This window comes from Enterococcus sp. DIV1208, from assembly GCF_050530455.1.
Lineage (GTDB): Bacteria > Bacillota > Bacilli > Lactobacillales > Enterococcaceae > Enterococcus_B > Enterococcus_B hirae.
Window position 1 is genome coordinate 2634124 of the sequence record NZ_CP172887.1, and the last position, 18717, is coordinate 2652840.

The window sequence follows — 18717 nt, forward strand, 5'->3', positions numbered from 1 at the left end:
ATGTTGTAAAATGAAAGTGATAATGAGTGAGAGGAGGAGCATGATGTCTGAGTCAGTTTATGTACATATTGATACTACTAGCAATGCGGTTGTGACTCAGGGGCTGACTATTAGTGATTTTTCAAACAACATCGTGCATTTCCCACAAAATTTATTGTTATTAGATCCTTCAGAAAATGCTGGTGAATACGAATCCCATACTGGGTTGAAAGTGATTCGTGGAACAGAAAATATCCAACGCTTTTTCTCTTCTGCACGTAATCGTAATCATTCGAGTGATTTAAAATGGATCGATTTTAACGACTTAACGATGCTGAAAGAATTAACGCCATTAGAAATTTCAGAATTGTTATATTTTGGACACATGAAGACCCATCTTCACTCACCATTTTTTTATAAATTACAAAATAATTTCGTCTACTTCGATCTTAACGATCAATTAGAACGAATCTATTATCGCTATTTAGATGAATTTTATCGGATCTTTGCCAATAAACTAAGTATCATCTTGTCAAAAAAAATCAATGAGAAAAAATCGTTTTTCAAACGAGATATTCCGGTCGAAAAAATTAGTGTGGAATTACTGAAGAATATGCGTAATTTGATGCAAGAAGGAATCATTTTTTCTTTTGAACAAGGTGGATTGATCGATAACGATTATCATATCCCGATCTATGTCATTGAAGATTATATTTGGAAGCTAAAAGGAACAAGATACCTTGATGAAGAAGCAATTGGCACTTTAGTTTATCATGCAGAAGAAAAACGCTGGGAGCTTGTAGGAGAAGCTGCGGAACTCAACTATACTCCTTTAAGCTGATGCTTGGATGTTCCATTATTTTATACTTATAAAAAAAGAGCCTAGACACTTTTATAGTGACTGAGGCTCTTTTCGTTTATTTTTTCCCGATGAACAAAGCTGGAACTGTCCGCCCGATCCCAAGCAAAACAACCATTGTAACAATTCCTGTAGCCAAGGCACTTGCACCATTCATGACTAAAGAAAAGAGCCATGGATTCATTCCCCACAAAGCATAACTTCCCCAAAAAACGACGCCTGCGACAAAATGCCAGAAATATCTAGCACCAACACCAACTAAAGTTCCTAATATAATAGTGGTTGTCATCCCTTTTTTATTGCCCATCGTTAGACTGTTTTGCAGCCTTTTAGCGAACACTCCTGCAAATCCTGCAAAGGTAAAAGCAATCGGATACTCGATCAATACTTGAATGACACTGAGATAATACACTTGTCCTGTTGGAAAATGTAAAATCCCCCAAATAAATCCTGATAAAATCCCTGCCTTCCAGCCTCTTCTTAACGCAAACAATGTCAGTGGAATCTGTCCTAATGAAATCTCAAAGCTACTACCTATTTGAAGAGGGATAAAGGATAACACCATCGCTAGTGCAGCTACAAGTGTCCCCTCAATCCATACTTTATATTTTTTCTCCATAAAAAAACTTCCTCCGTTCATTTGAAATCACAAAGGAGGAAGTAAATACAACATACTTCTACAACCAACGTTACATGACTAACGTCAATTGATCGTCACAATTCCTACGCTCGCATAACCGATACAGGTACGAAGGGTTTAGAAAAACTTCAATCTCAGCCTCATAAGGCTCCCCTTTGTGATACTATTCAATTTTTTTAACTCTTATTTTTTTGTTTCGAACAATGGACTAACAGGTTTATTTTCGTGGATACGTTTAATTGCATCACCCATCAAACCACCGACACTTACTTCATCGATTTTTTCGATCTTACGGTCATCTGGCAGATAGATCGAATCTGTTACAACTAAGCGTTCAATCGCAGAATCTTCAATACGCTGTAAAGCTGGTCCAGATAATACTGGATGTGTACATGATGCGTAGACACTTACTGCGCCTGCTTCTTTTAGTGCATTAGCCGCTAAGGTAATCGTCCCTGCTGTATCGATCATATCATCAATCAATACACAAGTTTTTCCTTCTACTTGCCCAATAATATTCATTACTTCTGCTACGTTTGCTTTTGGACGGCGTTTATCAATGATCGCAATTGGTGCTTTTAAAAATTCAGCCAATTTACGCGCACGAGTTACACCACCATGGTCAGGTGATACAACTACTACATCGTCCCCTTTAATCCCTTTTTCTAAGAAATAATTTGCAATCAATGGTGCACCCATCAAGTGATCAACAGGAATATCAAAGAATCCTTGGATTTGGACAGCATGCAAATCAAGCGTCAACATTCTAGTTGCTCCAGCTTTTTGAATCATGTTCGCCACAAGTTTTGCAGTGATTGGTTCTCTGGCACGAGCTTTACGATCTTGACGTGCATATCCATAGTAAGGCATTACTACGTTAATCGTTTTTGCACTGGCACGTTTCAAGGCATCAATCATGATCAGCAATTCCATTAAATTATCATTTACAGGACTACTCGTTGACTGAATAACATAAACATGTGATCCGCGAATACTTTCTTCAATATTCACTTGGATTTCTCCATCACTAAATTGAGTAACCGATGATTTACCCAATTCGACACCGACAGCTGCAGCAATTTTTTCTGCTAACGGGCGATTTGAATTTAACGCAAAAATTTTTAATCTTGGGTCAAAGTAATGTTTTGACATGGGGACCTCCACTTTCTTTTTCACAACTCTAGAATTCTACCTATTAAATACTAGTCATATTTTCTGAATAAATCAAGGGGTTTTACAAAAGTCTTAGTTTAAATAAGGGAGTTTTTTAGCATACTCTTCTTTATTGACCTGTCTTGCACGGGCAATTGCCATAGCATATTCAGGGATATCTTCTGTGATTGTTGACCCTGCAGCTACTGATGTATTTTTAGCAATTTCCACTGGGGCAATGATATTTGCATTAGAACCGATAAAACTATGATCCCCAATTGTTGTGCGGTGCTTGTTTTTCCCATCGTAATTCACAAAGACCACGCCACAACCAACATTGATTTCTTCGCCTAATGTGGCATCACCGACATAAGTCAAATGACCAACTTTGGTATTTTTACCAATTTCAGCATTTTTGACTTCCACAAAATTACCAATATGGACACCTTCACCAATTTCTGCTTTTGGTCGTAAATGAGCAAATGGTCCCACGTCCGCATGACTTTTCACAAGACTTTTTTCGATCACAGAATGTTCAACTACCACATGATCTTCAATCACACTATCTACGATTCGAGAATGGGCACCGATCACGCAATCTGATCCAATGACGGTTTTACCTTGAAGTTGGACGCCTGCTTCGATCACTGTATCAGAACCAATCTCTACCCCGGCATCAATATAAGTCGTTGCTGGATCAACAAAACTTACACCATTGACCATATGCATTTTGTTGATTCTTTGGCGCATCAATTCATTAGCTTTAGCTAATGCAATACGATCATTGACTCCCATTGATTCATCAAAGTCTTCTGTCTGATAAGCTGCTACTGTTTTTCCAGCATCTTTGAGGATTTCAATGATATCGGTTAAGTAGTACTCCCCTTGTGCATTGTCTGTTCCTACTTTGTTCAATGCTTCAAACAGAGCTTGATTGTCAAAACAATAAGTTCCTGTATTGATTTCTTGGACCAATGCTTCTTCTGGTGTAGTATCTTTTTGCTCAACGATTTTTTCAACGATCCCAATATGGTCACGAATGATACGACCATATCCAGTTGGATCTTCGGCTTGTGCGGTTAGAATCGTGGCACTCGCATTTTTTCCTTGGTGATACTCAAATAAATTGTTCAATGTTTCAGTGGTTAAAAGCGGTGTGTCGCCACTGATCACCAGTGTCGTGCCTTCTTTCCCTTGTAAAAAAGATGCGGCTTGTAATACTGCATGACCTGTACCAAGTTGTTCTGCTTGCAGAGCGTATTCACTACGTTCACCCAACTGTGCCTTTACTTGCTCAGCGCCATGCCCGACGATCGTGATGATTTGATCTGGGTTGGTTTCACTTACTCGATTGATAATATGTTCCACCATCGGCTGTCCTGAAACTGGATGTAAAACTTTATATAATTTTGACTTCATGCGAGTTCCTTTTCCCGCTGCCAAAATGATTGCATAACGTGCGTCCAACTGCGTCACTCCTAATTGTATTTGATGGTTTTAAGTTTAGCCCACTCTACTCAATTTTTCAACCAAGCAGACTATATTTGTAACTAGACCATTTTTATCTTGGGGGTTAAAAAATCAATTAGTCAATCAACAATAGTGAGAGAAAAATAGGGTTATATGAAAAAGGAGAACGAATTTCTCTCATCTGACAGATAACAGCTGAATATCTGATTTGTTGTTGCTGGTTGCTGTAGTGTTTCTATCGAAAATAAGCCAAAGAATTCCCAAAATAGGTGAAACTATTTTCGGATTCTCCGGCTTATTTCTCAGAGCTGGACACTTCTGTCACAATCTCTTCCAGCTATTATTGATCGGCCAATAAATAAATTTTCAATCTCTAATCTTTGAAATAATTTCCTGGTACAACTGTAATGTTTTTGGTCTTCGTGTCGACATCTTTCACGTATAGTAATGAAGTATAATCGTCAATTGCACGATGACCATTAAATTTGGATTCTGCAAAAACGGTGATTCCTACAAGTTCAGATTCAAACTCTTCGATCAAGCTCTTCATTCCATTGACTGTGCCGCCGCCTTTCATAAAATCATCAACGACTAGGACACGAGAACCACGTTTAAGACTTCTTTTTGACAATTCCATCTTTTCGATTCGTTCAGAAGAACCAGAAACATAATTCACACTAACTGTCGATCCTTCTGTGATCTTTGAATCACGGCGTACGATAACAAACGGTGCATTTAAATAATAGGACACAGCTTGCGCGATCGGCACGCCTTTCGTAGCAACTGTCATCACTGCATCGATTTTTTCACCTAAATACTTAGAAGCAATGATTTTTCCAACTTGGCGCAATAATTCGGGCTCACCTAGTAAATCGGATAGATAAACATAACCTCCAGGCAACAAACGATCTTGTTCAGACAATCGTTCAGCTAACGACTCAATGTATTTTTTGGCTTCTTCGTAAGAAATCTCTGGTATAAATAAAACCCCACCAGCGGCACCTGGAATTGTTTCTAGGGTACCATACCCTCGTTCCTTAAATGTTTTTTTGATAATTGCCAAGTCTTCACTGATCGAAGATTTAGCAGATTCATAACGTTCGGCAAAACTTGTCAATGAAATTAATTCGTGAGGATGATCTAATAAATACTGAGTCATATCAACAAGACGTTCACTGCGACGTACTTTCACATATTTCAGCTCCTTTTAAGAAATTATATCGTTTTACATTATATAAGTTTTCATTTAAAAATTCGAGCATTTTGTAAGAAAATAAGTTAAATAGTTCGGTATTTATCTAAATATAAGAAAAAGCAATGAAAATTTTTCGTTTTCATCGCTTTTCTTTTTGATTTTTTATTTATTTTTTCGCTTAATGGAAACAAGCACCCGCTTGAACAAATTGACCACAAGAAACAACACGATAAAGACTAGTGTGATCGTCGCACCCGGTGGCGTATCTAGATAAAAGGAACTTGTTAGTCCCGATAACATGCCGATAAAGCCAACACCGATACTAATGGCAATCACCACATTGAAACTTTTGCCTAAGCGCATACCGATCGCTGCAGGCAGGACCATAATTGCTGAAATCAATAATGCCCCGGCAATTGGGATCATGACAGCAATCGCAACACCCGTAATCACGTTGAACAGCATTGACATACGGTGAACAGGCAGACCATCAACATGGGCGGTATCTTCATCAAAAGTCAGCACGTACATTGGTCGCTTGAACAAAAAGAATAAGAAACCAATAATAACAAATAATACACCCAAAAAGATAACTTGATCCCAAGTAATCGTCACAATCGAGCCAAAGAGGTACGATTGGATACTTGTGGCTGAGTTTCCACCACTAAGATTCATCAAAACTAATGCCAGCGCCAGTCCGCCAGCCATTAAGATCGCAATTGAAATTTCTGAGTAAGTACGATAAATCGTACGTAAATATTCTAAAATCACCGCAGCTAATATTACTACGAACATCGTAGTCAACGTTGGATTGATATTCAAAAAGAAACCCAATGCCACCCCTGCCAGCGAAACGTGTGACAGTGTATCTGCCATCAATGATTGTCTTCGGATCACTAAAAAGACACCTAACATTGGAGCAATCCCCGCAATAAAAATGGCTGCTAAAAAAGCTCGTCTCATGAATTCATATGAAAGCAACGCCATGGAGAATCCTCCTTTCTTACCAAACGAATTTGTCGATCCGCATATTGCTTGATATCCTCATGATCATGAGTAATCATCAAAATTGCCTTGCCATGTTCATGGGCACTATGACGCAATAGTCGATAAAATTCATTACGAGATTCTTCATCCATTCCCGTTGTCGGTTCATCCAATATAAATAAATCTGGGTCAGTCGCAAAAATACGGGCTAAGCTAATCCGTTGTTTCTGTCCACCGGATAATTCTCCGATCCGTCGATGACGCATCTCCCACATTCCAACAGATTCTAAAGCTCGTTTAACATGCTGATGATCTTTTTCAGAAAGCCGTTTGAACCAACGTCCTCTCGGATAGCGACCGGAACGAACCAATTCTAAGACTGTACTTGGAAAGCCAGCATTAAAAGATGCCACTTGTTGGGGAATGTAACCAATACTTAATTTTTGTCCTTCTTGATTTTTTGGGGCGATTTTCACTGTTCCCTTAGAAGGTTTTAACAAGCCTAAGGAAGCTTTGATCAATGTTGATTTTGCTGCACCGTTTTCTCCTGTTAGAATAACGAACTCTCCTGCATCAACGTGATAAGACACATCTTCTAATACAGGTTCTTCATCATAATAAAAAGTCAAATCGGATATTTCGATATAATGCACGCGAAATGCCTCCGTTCTTAATTAATACTTTCTTTTAACGCTTTTAAGTTCTCTTCCATTACCGAAATATAATTTTCACCCGCTTTGATTTGTTCACTTGTCAAACTCTCTAATGGATTCAATACTTCTAATTTAACACCCGTTTCTTTCGACAATGTTTCTGCCACTTTGGATGACGCATTTTCTTCAAAATAAATCACTTTAATCTTATTTTTGTTCACAAAATCTTTTAGTTCAGCTAAGCGGCTTGGTGTGGGTTCTTGATCAGGCGTTACCCCTGCAATCGCTTGTTGGTGTAAATCATACTGATTCGCTAAATACGCAAATGCGGCATGTTGCGTCACAAACGTGCGATTTTTGGCATCTTTGAGTGCATCCGTATATTTTTGGTTCAGGTTTTCTAATTTTTTGATATAAGCATCCGCATTTTTATCAAAAGTTGCCTTTTTATCAGGATACTTTTTCCCAAGCTCTGAAGCAATTGTTTTGACCTCTTTGATTGCTAACACAGGATCTAACCAAATATGTGGATCATACTCATGCGAATGACTTTCAGAAGAAGCTTCTTCATGTTCATGATCATGGTCATGGTCTTCTTCTGCTGATTTCAGACGATCAATTCCTTTAGCTGCTTCAATCATCAATGTTTTATTCGTATCGACAGAATCTTTCAATGAATCAACAAAAAATTCCATATCTGGACTATTATAAACAAACACATCCGCATCAGCGATTTCTGCTTGTTGTTTTGCACTAGGTTCAAAATCATGCGGTTCAGTCCCAGATGGGATCAACAACTTGACGTTTCCTTCATTTCCAACTACTTCTTTCGTAAATTCATACATCGGATAAAAGGTCGTAACAATCGTTAACTCATTTTTCTTTGAATCCTTTTGGTTCGTACCACCACAAGCCGCTAATAAAAACATCCCTACAGCTAGTGTTAAACCAATCATATATTTTTTCATAAGACTCTCCTTTCGAACAAATCGTAAAATTACGATTTATCAACGGAACTTAATGTATCAGAATAAAAAAATAGAGTCAATAGAAATCCTTCAATTTCTGATTTATACGAATAAATTCAATGTAAACCGTAAAATGAATGATAGTTTATTCATGTTACTGAGAGCCCAACAAGTTATCTAGACCATTTTTTCCAATTTCTAAATAGAATAAATAACGTTTAGAGTAACTAAGCTGCAACCAACTCAAAAAAATCTCAAAACAGCTTCTTCTGTTTTGAGATTTTTTATTCTTCATCTCTTAGCAACAACTAGTTCTGGCCTATTTTACAACGTGCGTACTAAATATACTTCATCACAGAAACCTTTCAGCCCGTTATAGACTCTTTGTGCTCTTGAATAATGTTGACATAAGGCAAAGACTGTCGGTCCGCTTCCGCTCATCAAAGCGGCATCTGCCCCATACTTTAACATGCGTTCTTTGATTTGATGGATAATTGGATGACGTTTGCCGGTAACATCTTCTAAACTATTTCCCATGTATTGAATCATCGTATGGTAATCTTGTTGCTGGATTGCCTCCACTAGTCTAGGAATGTTCTGATGCTGGATTTTTTGCGCATCTACTTCTTTGAAGACGGTCCTAGTCGAAACACTCATTTTAGGTTTCACCAAGATTACCCAACACTGAGGCATTGAAGGGAGAACTTGGACCACTTCTCCTTTGCCGCCAACAAACGCAGTATTACCATAAACACAATAAGGCACATCCGTACCAACTTCCAAACCAATCTCAGCTAATTCTTCCAGAGAACAACCGAGATTCCATAGTTGATTGATCCCTCTCAGTGCAGCTGCACAATCTGTGCTGCCCCCACCCAGTCCAGCTGCAACTGGAATATTTTTTTTCACAAATATTTTTACGCCTTTTTTGATATGATACTTATTCTTAAGCAATGTTGCTGCTTGATAAACGTTATTTCGTTGATCTACTGGCAAAAATGCCTTATTCGTTTCTACGATGATTCGATCCTCAGGTATCTCTTCAAAGAATAAGTGATCTGCTAAATCTACACTCGACATTACCATTTCCAGCTCGTGATACTCATCGGGACGCTTGTACAAGACATCTAATCCCAAATTGATCTTAGCTGGTGCTTTTTCTATCAGTTCCATCCTCTCACCCATTCAAAAAGTCTAAGTCGCAAGTATTCTATCACAGAGAAAAATAAAAGTATAGCTCATACGAGTGACGTGTTTACGATCTTAGCGGTTTTCTCAGACCTTTTCTGTCTACAGATAAAACAAACCATCCTTCGACCACATTCATTGTCTCTAGCTACCGTCAATCGCTTTTTCACGTTTTAAACTATGGGTAGCTAAAATACGTCACCAGTTATTCCTCTATTTACGCAATTTACAATTCCGTTAATACTTCTTCTGCAAAACTGATACTTTTTTCTTTTCCCTTCCCAATTAGTATAAACAACTGTAATGTGGCAAATGTAAAACTGCTTCCCTTCATGTAAGCAAAATAGCGACCTTCCCAACGAGTGACATAGCGCAGTTTTTCTTCATAGGTCGATTGAAAGGAGTAAAAAAAACTACCATAATTATAAACAATATGCATGATGCGCTCTTGAAAGAATGCAAAGTCTGTTTCCCCTACATTTGCTAACGGAGCTAAACCAAGATTTGTCTCAAGATAGCCCTTTTCTTGGTAGACAACAAATAGATTGACTAATAAATAATCGGATAGTTCAGCAGGTTCATCTGGCAATACACGTAATAGATCATAGCCTGCTTGGCTTTCAGATATTGGTTGCTCTGTAATAAATCCGACCACTTTTTGTTCTTTGCGTACCACTCCAACACCGCTGGCTAACAGATAAGATTTGTCAAAACGCCCAACAGAAAAATGCTTTTCTCTCGCACCATGTAACCACTGATCCGAAACCTCGCTCACCGCAGCTAATAATTCCTCAGGTAATTGTTCGTACCAAGTGAAATGATAGCCTTCATTAGTTAGACGCTGGTACTCTAGCTGTTGATTGACCCAAGGCATTTCTTCTGTAGTCAAATCTGCCATTCCTACTTCGCCGACTTTTGTAAAATGAAAACCTAATTCATGCAACATTACCACATATTTTTCTGAGATCTTGTAAAAAGCAATTTGATACCCTAAGCAATCAGCTTTTTGCATAAATTCTGTAATAGCAGGACGAATCATTTTAGGATTGCCAATCGGGTCTCCCAAAACAAAGCATTTATTTCCTTTGATCTGGTAACCAAAGACGACTTGATCCTCTCCATTTTGTTGATAGTAATAATATTTATATACTGGTAAACGAAGATAATGACTAGCAGATGTCCCCTGATAGACGGTCAACATCTGTTTGAATCTTTCGATTTGTAAATCTGACCCTAACTCATTCGTTTCAGAAGCAAGGTACTGATACAATGCTACTAATGCCAACAGCGAGATCCCTAGACCAATCAAGCCTGAAAACCAAACTTCATCGGATGGGAACAGGAGAAAGCGATCAGCTGTCAATCGATTTACCCAAAAACGTCCACTATGATACCCTGCAATTGCATAGACGATAAATAGAAACCCAAACAAACATAGATCAAAAAGAATGGCACCCCATGAATAAACAAATTTTTTACGGTAAAATTCTTTCCGAGCTAGCCAGACAGCCAGAAGAATCAAGATATACACTAAAATCAATTGCCAAGATAATGTTCGAGTAACTGTGTTAATGATTCCAAAAGCTAATAAAGCAATAGTTGGTAAAAAAGCCTTCTTCACTTTCATTGCTAACGCTCTTCCCAACCCAAGCAATAAGAATCCAATCAATAGATTCAACGTTTGGTCTAAAAAATTAAACGAGAAAGGTAATAAAATCTGAAACAATCGACTGATCGCAGAAAGATTCGTAATCGTAGATAGTAACACCATCATGATCCCTGCAAAATAAACGGCTGTGACCAAAATAAAATGCGCGATTTTTTGAAAGAGCAGTCGTGGTATATTGTCTAAAAAACGATTCACTTTTACTCCAGTATGTGACAGAAATAAAAATAAGCCAACCGCAAAAGGAACCACATAATAAAACAAACGGTAATAAAGTAACCAAACCACTGCAATATCTTGTCGAACAGCTAACTGACTCATACCTAAGATCATCAACACATCAAATGTCCCGACACCCCCAGGAACCATTGTCAACATACCGATTAACGTAGCGATAATAAACATTGGATAAATCGAAAATAAGGAAATATCTACATCCATCAAATAACCAATCGCTAAAAAAACGACCAATGCTCCAGTCCATTGCCCCACAGAAGCTAACAGTAACCCGACTAGACCCTTAGGATAGAATTCCGCAAATAATGTTCTTCTTTTTAAATAAGCAAAGAAAAAAATAGCCGGTGCTATCACACTACCGCCAAGTAACCAAATCCAATAACTTCTAAAAATACTAGTAGTTTGTAGAAAAAAAACATCAATGAACGTTAGAAATGACCATAATGATAAACCAGTCAACATAAATAATGCAACTTTAGAAACGGTAGCAAGTACCATTTTCCGATTTGTTTCTTTTCCATAAAAATTTGCTCTAAGACTAGCTCCAACAATTCCTCCAAAGCCCGCTAAGTTATTAATTGTATTCGTAATAAAAGCAGCTAAGAAAAAATCGTGACGCTTCATTTTAGGTTTCCCTTGTTTTTCCAACACGCGAATCGTCACCCAGTCATACAACAACATTGGCAAAACACCGATCAACCCCACTAAAACCATTAAACACAGCGTAACATAACTTTGTTGTCGCATAGTTTGCCAAATATCTTGCCAACTCATTCCATTTGCAATATTTACGACTTGATTGGCAACGAAAACTATAATAGATCCAAAAAAAATCATTTTTAAAATCAAGCTATGATTTTTCAACCACTGAAATGCCGTATGACTTTTATTTTTCATACTTTACCATCCTTACTTGAAAACTTTCAATTTATAAATCAATGTTAGCTTATTTACCTTATTTTTACCACTTATGCACTAGTTTCACCTGTTTATGTATCTATTATCCACACGCTTTATTCTTTGCTTGCCCTTCATTGAAAAGAAAGCTATGCTAAAACAAAAGGAGAGGATAACATGAAAATTGGATTCATTGGAACAGGTAATATGGCGCAAGCAATCATTAACGGCTTGATTGAACACGAAACAGTGGCTAAAGAAGATATTTTTGTCTCAAGTGGTCATTTCGAAAATGCACAACGTTTTGCAGAAGCAACTGGTGTAACCGCCTGTCAAACAAATCAAGAAGTCGCAAAACAAGTAGATGTCATTTTACTGGCAGTCAAACCTAAAATCATTGACCAAGTACTGAAGGATTTAAGAAAATATAGTCAGAAATGTCTCTTTATTTCAATTGCTTCAGGAAAATCATTACATGATCTGGAAAAAGCCCTAAATGACCCCGAAGCGAAAATCATTCGTGTCATGCCAAACGTAAACGTTAGTGTGGGTGCAGGTGTCTCTGCTATCTGTAAAAATCATCATGTCACATATGAGGAATTCAAAGAAGCAACGCAAATCTTTGAAGCAATCGGCAGTGTCTATCCACTGGCAGAAGGTGATTTCAGTACGTTTATTGGGTTAGCCGGTAGTTCACCAGCATTTATTTATATGTTGATCGATGCCATGGGTCGTGCGGGTGTCTTTAATGGCTTACCTAAAAAAATGGCAACCGAGATCGCTGCCAAAGCTATTATGGGATCTTGTCAAAAATTCCTAGCAAGTGATGAAAACCCTTGGGAGCTAGTTGACCAGGTTTCTTCCCCTGGCGGAACAACCGTTGCAGGTGTTGTGGCTTTAGAAGAAGCTGGCTTCATTCCTGCTATTATCAAAGGGATCAATACAACGATCGAAAAAGATCGAGAAATGCTGGATAAGAAATAAAACGAATGAGTCTGAAGGAATCTTTTTACTAAAAAAAGTAGGACATTAATCAGATTTTTTCTGATTAATGTCCCAGATTCAGACTCTTCATTCTGAATTATTATTTTTCAATATTCACAATAAAACCTCTGAAACCTTTCATCCGTATATATTTTAGCAACAGCTAGATAAAGAGCCACAACCAAAACTACCACAACCAAGGCTACCCATTGTTCCGCAGATGGTATCTAGCGAAGCATTCAAACTATGTTCGTTGTTTAATACTGCTAATTCTTCAGAAACATTGCCTGCTTTCATTAATAGTCCTACTGCCATTTTCTTCACCTCCTTTCAAGTTGATCAATCATTTTTTATTGTCATCAACTGTTTGTTACACTTATCAATCTATTATTCAATCAGATCCTATCTCTTCATTCGTATTTTCGGTTGAAGGATTTATCTATAAATCGAATAAAAGTATGTTTGGTATGTTAGGGTTCTCCAACGCTAACAATCCCAAAATCACCCCGGAAAGACCGGTCATCAAACCAACATCTAGAAACTCGTCTTCTAAACAACTTTCATTAATTGTTCGTTTGTCTAAGTATGCATTCCAATCATCGAGTAAGAACGCATATGACTTTATATTATGATGAATGAAGAAATGACGGTAAAGCCACATATTTCCTAAAAAGCCATGACATAAGCAACTATCTACACGTTCTTTGTTTAATTCTTCTTTTAATCGAGCAAAATATAATAGCTCCTCTGGGCTTTCTCCTTCCATAAGATATCGATGAGTAAGCATTCCTACAAGACCATTACAATAAAAAGTATTTTGCTCAATCCATTTTTCTCCTCTTGTATCAAACCACACACCGTTTTTACGATGTTGGTTTTCAAATAAGGTAACTGCGCCAATCGTTTCTTTTATTTTGGTTACCGAAAATAACTCTTCATAAATCGCTAAAGCATAAAGAATACCTGATGTTCCGTGAGAAAAACCTAAAATAAGTTTCTTTTCTACAGAGGATTCCCAATAACTTCCTTTTCCCTCTGATTCTATTAAATTATTTAATAAATTCTCCACACAAAGTCCAATTAATTTTTTTAATTCTTTATTAGGGCTCTTTTTATAAATATTACAAAAAAGTAGTAATAACCCCGCCGTACCACTCATAATATCCAGAATTTTGTCTTTTTTTATTTTTTGTCCCAGATATTGAAGGATATCTTGCTCAATTGCGATCAGTTTTGATGTTCGCAAGGTTGGAGCAATCAAATTAAATAAATAGATATAACCACCTAATCCAGAAAAAACCCCTATATCATAATTTTTTTGATTAGATAAATCAAAATGATCAAGTAAATCATTCAATATTAATAGAAATCTGTTTTTGTAATCAAAATCATTTTTTGTTTTCCATAAATAATAGTAAGTGATTGCTACACCAATTTTCCCATTATACAAACTGTTATTCATTGGCTGCAGTTTTAAACGAATTTTAAAATCTTTGTCTTTTGTTAAATCTTCATAACCGGTATGAAGCCACGTCACCTGCTTATTGTGTACTATCCTTTTACTATGGATGTAAGATTCTAAAGTCTTGATCTCATCATTTTTTTCTCCAATTATAAAAAGATCTTCTAACGTAATATTTTTATCTCCAAAGCTTTTTTGCAAAATATTTAATTGGTAGTTTAAATCTTTCTCACTAAGAGAATGGATCTTTTTTTTCCATAGTGTTAAGAAATCTATACGACTGTTATTCGTAAATGTCATTTTTTTTGAAATGTTAAGTGTATTTGAGTTAAGTTTTGAAAAAACATAAGGGATATCCCCCTCTAGTATGTCCTCAATTTCATAGGTAAGAAATGGTGTAGAACCAAATCTTGCCATTTGAGAATAGACAAATAACAAGCGATCAAACGGTGCTGTCAAGAACCTAGGATGATAACTTAAAGTCGCTATTTTACTGTAAGTTGCTGTTGGTTTTATTAAATGTCGGATAGTAATATCATTTTTATAGCGCTCAACAATATCAATCAGCTCTGATTTTTTATCCAAAAATAGGTGAAATGTTTCTGTAAATCCTTGATAGATCTGTTGCTTATAGTCTAAAAAACGATAATTTTGTCCATGATACATCGGAACATTAGAATATGAATATTTAAATTCATCAGAATTTTAAGTGAATTTAATTTCTAAATCATCTTCTGAAACAATCAATTGTGGTACTGAAAAACGTTGGAATAAGTTTTCATGACTTCCTAAAGCCGAAATATCATCTTTAAAAAATTCGTTGTACATAGGTACAATTCCAGAATTAAGAACAGAATTAGTCAAAAATTCATGTATCTTATCATTTACAGATAATGCTTCCATACGATCTAAATTGTTAAACAAGCATTCTAAATCAATGAGCATGGGTGAACCACCACTTGCAATTAGATTTTCAAGATGAATATCCGAAGCATTTAAATAGAAAAGAATTGCAATAATTGCCCCCATTTTATAATAGAAATCTTGAACTTCTTCTTCTGATTGACAAGGATCACTTACAACAAATTCTGACCAAGAATACGTTTTACGATTCAATAATTTTATTTGTGCTAGTTGTTTGTTAAAATTATTTTTATTAAATAAAGCAACGCATTCTCCAAATAATAAATCATTGTAATTACTTCGTGGTTTATAAATAATTTTATTCTTTTTACCTGTTATCACGAGTGGAAATTTTCCTGACAGATGCGGATCACCCGAAGAAAATTCAACTCCTATTTCTTGATCAAGTTGAATACTAAACAATTCGTTAATTTCCTTTGAATCATACTCTACATGTTGGATAACTTCAGAAATGTAACAAATTGTTTCTTTGATTTTTTTATCTATTAAATTGAATAAAACAGGAAATCTTTGAAACAAACCTGTGACGTATTTCTCATTAGATAAATAATTTCTAATATAACTTTTCACAGAGAGTTTTTGTAACTGTGACTTTAATAGATTAAAGTCATAAACAATCGTTCGCAAAAGAATCTCATGAATATCTTTGCAAAGGTTTTCATTAATGTTATTGCTAACATTTTTGTATTTTATTAGATTTGGGTACTTCATAAAATATTGCTCAGTTAGCTTTATTGTTACTTGTTGCGAGAATTTTTCAATTGAATCAACTTGTCTCCATTCTTTTAGTTCATTCAACATCTCTTCGTTCTGATCTTTTAGCAGTTTTTTTGAATGAACATACTGTTCCTTAAATTCATTAATATTCTGAAAATGAAAAAATTGTAAAAATTCCTCTTGCATATCTGAAGTCATAAATTCTGCTAAATTGTATTCCAACAACTCATAATTATCCATCTGCTTACCCCACCTCATCTATATTTAGATCATATAGAATCAATTACTTGTGTTTTCAAGAACAAAAACTATATCTTTCTACCCAATAAATCCTAGTAAAAAATTGTACATAAAATTGATTTCAAACTCATAGATCAATATATTACTAGTTTATACAACTTTTATCTCTCGTTAAAAAAATGTACACTAATGCAACAAATTTTATTTCCTAACTATTCTTCATCCTAGTTTGATTTTCTAGTAGTCATTAAGAATAATTTTGATCTACTTTAATGATAGAATAATCGTCTCTAGTTAGATTATGCCTACTTCTTATTAAGAAGCTAATTTAGAACTCAAAGTTAACACACCATGTTTATAGCTGCTCAACCTCTTATCAAAATAATGTTAAAGCGATCAAGCTTGATTAAATAGTGGTTTAAAACAAAAAAGACGCTACGATTATCCTAACTAATCGTAACGTTCTTTTATTTTTTACTTAGCGTAGTCTGTCGCACGCGTTTCACGAATAACGATGACTTTGATATGCCCTGGATAATCTAATTCTTCTTCAATTCGTTTACGAATATCTCGTACTAAACGAACTGCATCTAAATCAGAGATCTCTTCTGGTTTTACCATAACCCGAACTTCTCGTCCAGCTTGAACAGCAAAACTAGATTCTACTCCGGCAAAGCTATTTGAAATGTTTTCTAAGCTTCTTAAGCGACGGATATAATTTTCCAAGGATTCACTTCTAGCTCCTGGTCGTGCAGCGGATAAGGCATCTGCAGCAGCTACCAAGACAGAAATAACTGACGTTGCTTCAACATCTCCATGATGAGATGCAATCGCATTGATCACTACAGGATTTTCTTTGTATTTAGCAGCTAACTCTGCACCGATCTCTACGTGAGAACCTTCGATTTCATGATCTAATGCTTTCCCGATATCATGAAGCAAACCAGCTCGTTTAGCTAATTGGATATCTTCGCCTAACTCAGCGGCTAGTATACCTGACAATTTAGCAACCTCTACTGAATGTTTCAAAACATTTTGTCCATAGCTAGTTCTAAAATGAAGACGACCCATGATTTTGATCAAATCTGGATGAAGGGTATGCGCACCAACTTCAAACGCCGCTTCTTCCCCGTACTCACGGATTCGTTCATCCATTTCTTTACGCGATTTTTCGACCATTTCTTCGATTCGTGCAGGATGGATCCGTCCATCTTGGATCAGTTTTTCTAAAGTCATCCGAGCGATTTCTCTACGAATTGGATCAAAACCTGAAAGGACCACTGCTTCTGGTGTATCATCAATGATCAAGTCAATTCCAGTCAATGTTTCTAGTGTACGGATATTTCGTCCTTCTCGACCAATGATGCGTCCTTTCATTTCATCATTTGGTAAAGTTACTACGGATACAGTTGTTTCAGATACTTGGTCTGCCGCACAGCGCTGAATCGCTAACGATAAAAGATTTTTGGCTTTACGATCTGCTTCTTCTTTTGCACGTTGTTCCGATTCTTTGACCATTAACGTCAATTCATGATTCAATTCTTCTTCAGTTGATTTCATGATGACATCTTTTGCATCTTCTTTAGATAAACCAGCAATTTTTTCTAATTCTCTTTGTTGTTCTTCAATCAACTTTTCAACGTCTTTTTCTCGCTCTTCAATCAATTGCTGTTTTGAACTAAGTGCTTCTTCTTTGCTTTCAAGTGAGGTCTCACGTTTTTCCAATGAGTCATCCTTACGATTCAACGTTTGTTCACGCTGAATTAAACGATTTTCTTGAGATTTTAATTCTAACTTGCTTTCTCTCAACTCACTCTCCACTTCAGAACGATATTTCTGGTTTTCCTCCTTAGCTTCTAACAATGCTTCTTTTTTTAGAGTTTCTGCTTCTTTCTTTGCACTATCAATAATTCCAGCTGCTGATGATTGAGCACCTGCAATTTCTTTTTCATGACGTGACTTTGCAACCATAAACCCTAAACCAAGACCGACAATTAAACCGATGATAGCGAGGAGAATATTGAATACCATAAAATCCACCTCCATACTATCTTTTTCATTTTTATCATCTATATAACTTTTATGATAAAGTACTCTAAACTTGTTAATATGCTTTATGCATAGGTGTACAAAAACATGCACAAGTTTATTCTAATGTTTGTACCCCGTAGTGTCAACTTTAAATACATAAGAAACGGCTTTCTCTATTTTCATTTAAAGGTCATTTTATGAATAAAAGATAATATTAAATAATAACCAAAACATATTAAGAACAAATAATTTTGCATTAATGAAAATTAAGAACAAAAAATGACTTTTAAGTAACAAACTATCCTTTCATTTAAGTAGAATAGTCCCTTTCTGCCGATGTAGTCAGTCACTGCATAAACATTCCCATTTCCCATTATGTTTTAGGAGAAAGTATAGTCAAATGACTACTTAAAAGACAAAAAATAAGCCGAAATTTTAAAAAATTTCGGCTTATTAGATTCAATCGAC

Annotated in this window: 14 protein-coding genes, 1 pseudogene and 1 riboswitch; of the genes and pseudogenes, 2 read left to right on the forward strand and 13 right to left on the reverse strand. The window is 36.1% G+C overall.

The window, feature by feature from the left end; all coding sequences use genetic code 11:
• The first annotated feature begins 43 nt into the window (after positions 1-43).
• On the forward strand, positions 44-820 hold the full coding sequence (locus IGK91_RS12225) for a hypothetical protein (RefSeq protein WP_081123394.1): 777 nt from the start codon (positions 44-46) through the stop codon (positions 818-820).
• Positions 821-896: 76 nt separating this feature from the next.
• On the opposite strand, the gene thiT is transcribed toward IGK91_RS12225, so the two are convergent.
• From thiT to mprF, 9 genes are all read right to left on the reverse strand, one after another.
• Positions 897-1457: an energy-coupled thiamine transporter ThiT gene (gene thiT / locus IGK91_RS12230; RefSeq protein WP_010720608.1), complete on the reverse strand. Its 561-nt coding sequence runs from the start codon at positions 1455-1457 to the stop codon at positions 897-899.
• 84 nt (positions 1458-1541) lie between these two features.
• A riboswitch (TPP riboswitch) is annotated at positions 1542-1643 on the reverse strand.
• Between the two features lie 18 nt (positions 1644-1661).
• On the reverse strand, positions 1662-2630 hold the full coding sequence (locus IGK91_RS12235; RefSeq protein ID WP_010737274.1) for a ribose-phosphate diphosphokinase: 969 nt from the start codon (positions 2628-2630) through the stop codon (positions 1662-1664).
• Between the two features lie 93 nt (positions 2631-2723).
• Positions 2724-4097 carry a bifunctional UDP-N-acetylglucosamine diphosphorylase/glucosamine-1-phosphate N-acetyltransferase GlmU gene (gene glmU / locus IGK91_RS12240; RefSeq protein WP_010737273.1) on the reverse strand — a complete coding sequence of 458 codons (1374 nt, stop codon included), beginning with the start codon at positions 4095-4097 and terminating at the stop codon, positions 2724-2726.
• A 376-nt stretch (positions 4098-4473) separates the two neighbouring features.
• Entirely contained in the window at positions 4474-5292 is an 819-nt protein-coding gene (gene purR, locus IGK91_RS12245; RefSeq protein WP_010720611.1) for a pur operon repressor, read from the reverse strand.
• 165 nt (positions 5293-5457) lie between these two features.
• Positions 5458-6282 (reverse strand): metal ABC transporter permease, encoded by an 825-nt coding sequence (locus tag IGK91_RS12250; RefSeq protein ID WP_010720612.1) that lies wholly within the window; start codon positions 6280-6282, stop codon positions 5458-5460.
• Positions 6255-6935 (reverse strand): metal ABC transporter ATP-binding protein, encoded by a 681-nt coding sequence (locus IGK91_RS12255; protein WP_010737272.1) that lies wholly within the window; start codon positions 6933-6935, stop codon positions 6255-6257. Before IGK91_RS12255 ends, IGK91_RS12250 begins: the two co-directional genes overlap by 28 nt.
• 17 nt (positions 6936-6952) lie before the next feature.
• On the reverse strand, positions 6953-7903 hold the full coding sequence (locus tag IGK91_RS12260; RefSeq protein ID WP_010720614.1) for a metal ABC transporter substrate-binding protein: 951 nt from the start codon (positions 7901-7903) through the stop codon (positions 6953-6955).
• Between the two features lie 324 nt (positions 7904-8227).
• Positions 8228-9076 carry a 4-(cytidine 5'-diphospho)-2-C-methyl-D-erythritol kinase gene (ispE, locus tag IGK91_RS12265; RefSeq protein WP_014834412.1) on the reverse strand — a complete coding sequence of 283 codons (849 nt, stop codon included), beginning with the start codon at positions 9074-9076 and terminating at the stop codon, positions 8228-8230.
• 241 nt (positions 9077-9317) lie between these two features.
• The gene (gene mprF, locus IGK91_RS12270; RefSeq protein WP_081123396.1) at positions 9318-11891 is read right to left on the reverse strand and encodes a bifunctional lysylphosphatidylglycerol flippase/synthetase MprF; all 2574 of its coding nucleotides are present in this window, start codon (positions 11889-11891) and stop codon (positions 9318-9320) included.
• A gap of 177 nt (positions 11892-12068) precedes the next feature.
• Here mprF and proC point away from each other — a divergent pair, with 177 nt between their 5' ends.
• The gene (gene proC, locus IGK91_RS12275) at positions 12069-12875 is read left to right on the forward strand and encodes a pyrroline-5-carboxylate reductase (protein WP_010720617.1); all 807 of its coding nucleotides are present in this window, start codon (positions 12069-12071) and stop codon (positions 12873-12875) included.
• A gap of 153 nt (positions 12876-13028) precedes the next feature.
• Here proC and IGK91_RS12280 read toward each other — a convergent pair whose 3' ends face one another.
• From IGK91_RS12280 to rny, 4 genes and pseudogenes are all read right to left on the reverse strand, one after another.
• Positions 13029-13190, reverse strand: coding sequence for a hypothetical protein (locus IGK91_RS12280; RefSeq protein WP_010720618.1), 162 nt, complete (start codon positions 13188-13190; stop codon positions 13029-13031).
• Positions 13191-13314: 124 nt separating this feature from the next.
• The gene (locus IGK91_RS12285; RefSeq protein ID WP_309597272.1) at positions 13315-14637 is read right to left on the reverse strand and encodes a lanthionine synthetase LanC family protein; all 1323 of its coding nucleotides are present in this window, start codon (positions 14635-14637) and stop codon (positions 13315-13317) included.
• A gap of 57 nt (positions 14638-14694) precedes the next feature.
• Positions 14695-16236 (reverse strand): annotated as a pseudogene (lanM, locus tag IGK91_RS12290) (type 2 lanthipeptide synthetase LanM); the annotation flags it as partial.
• A gap of 456 nt (positions 16237-16692) precedes the next feature.
• A complete protein-coding gene (gene rny, locus IGK91_RS12295; protein ID WP_010720620.1) occupies positions 16693-18249 on the reverse strand; it encodes a ribonuclease Y in 1557 nt (518 codons plus the stop codon).
• Positions 18250-18717: the final 468 nt, after the last annotated feature.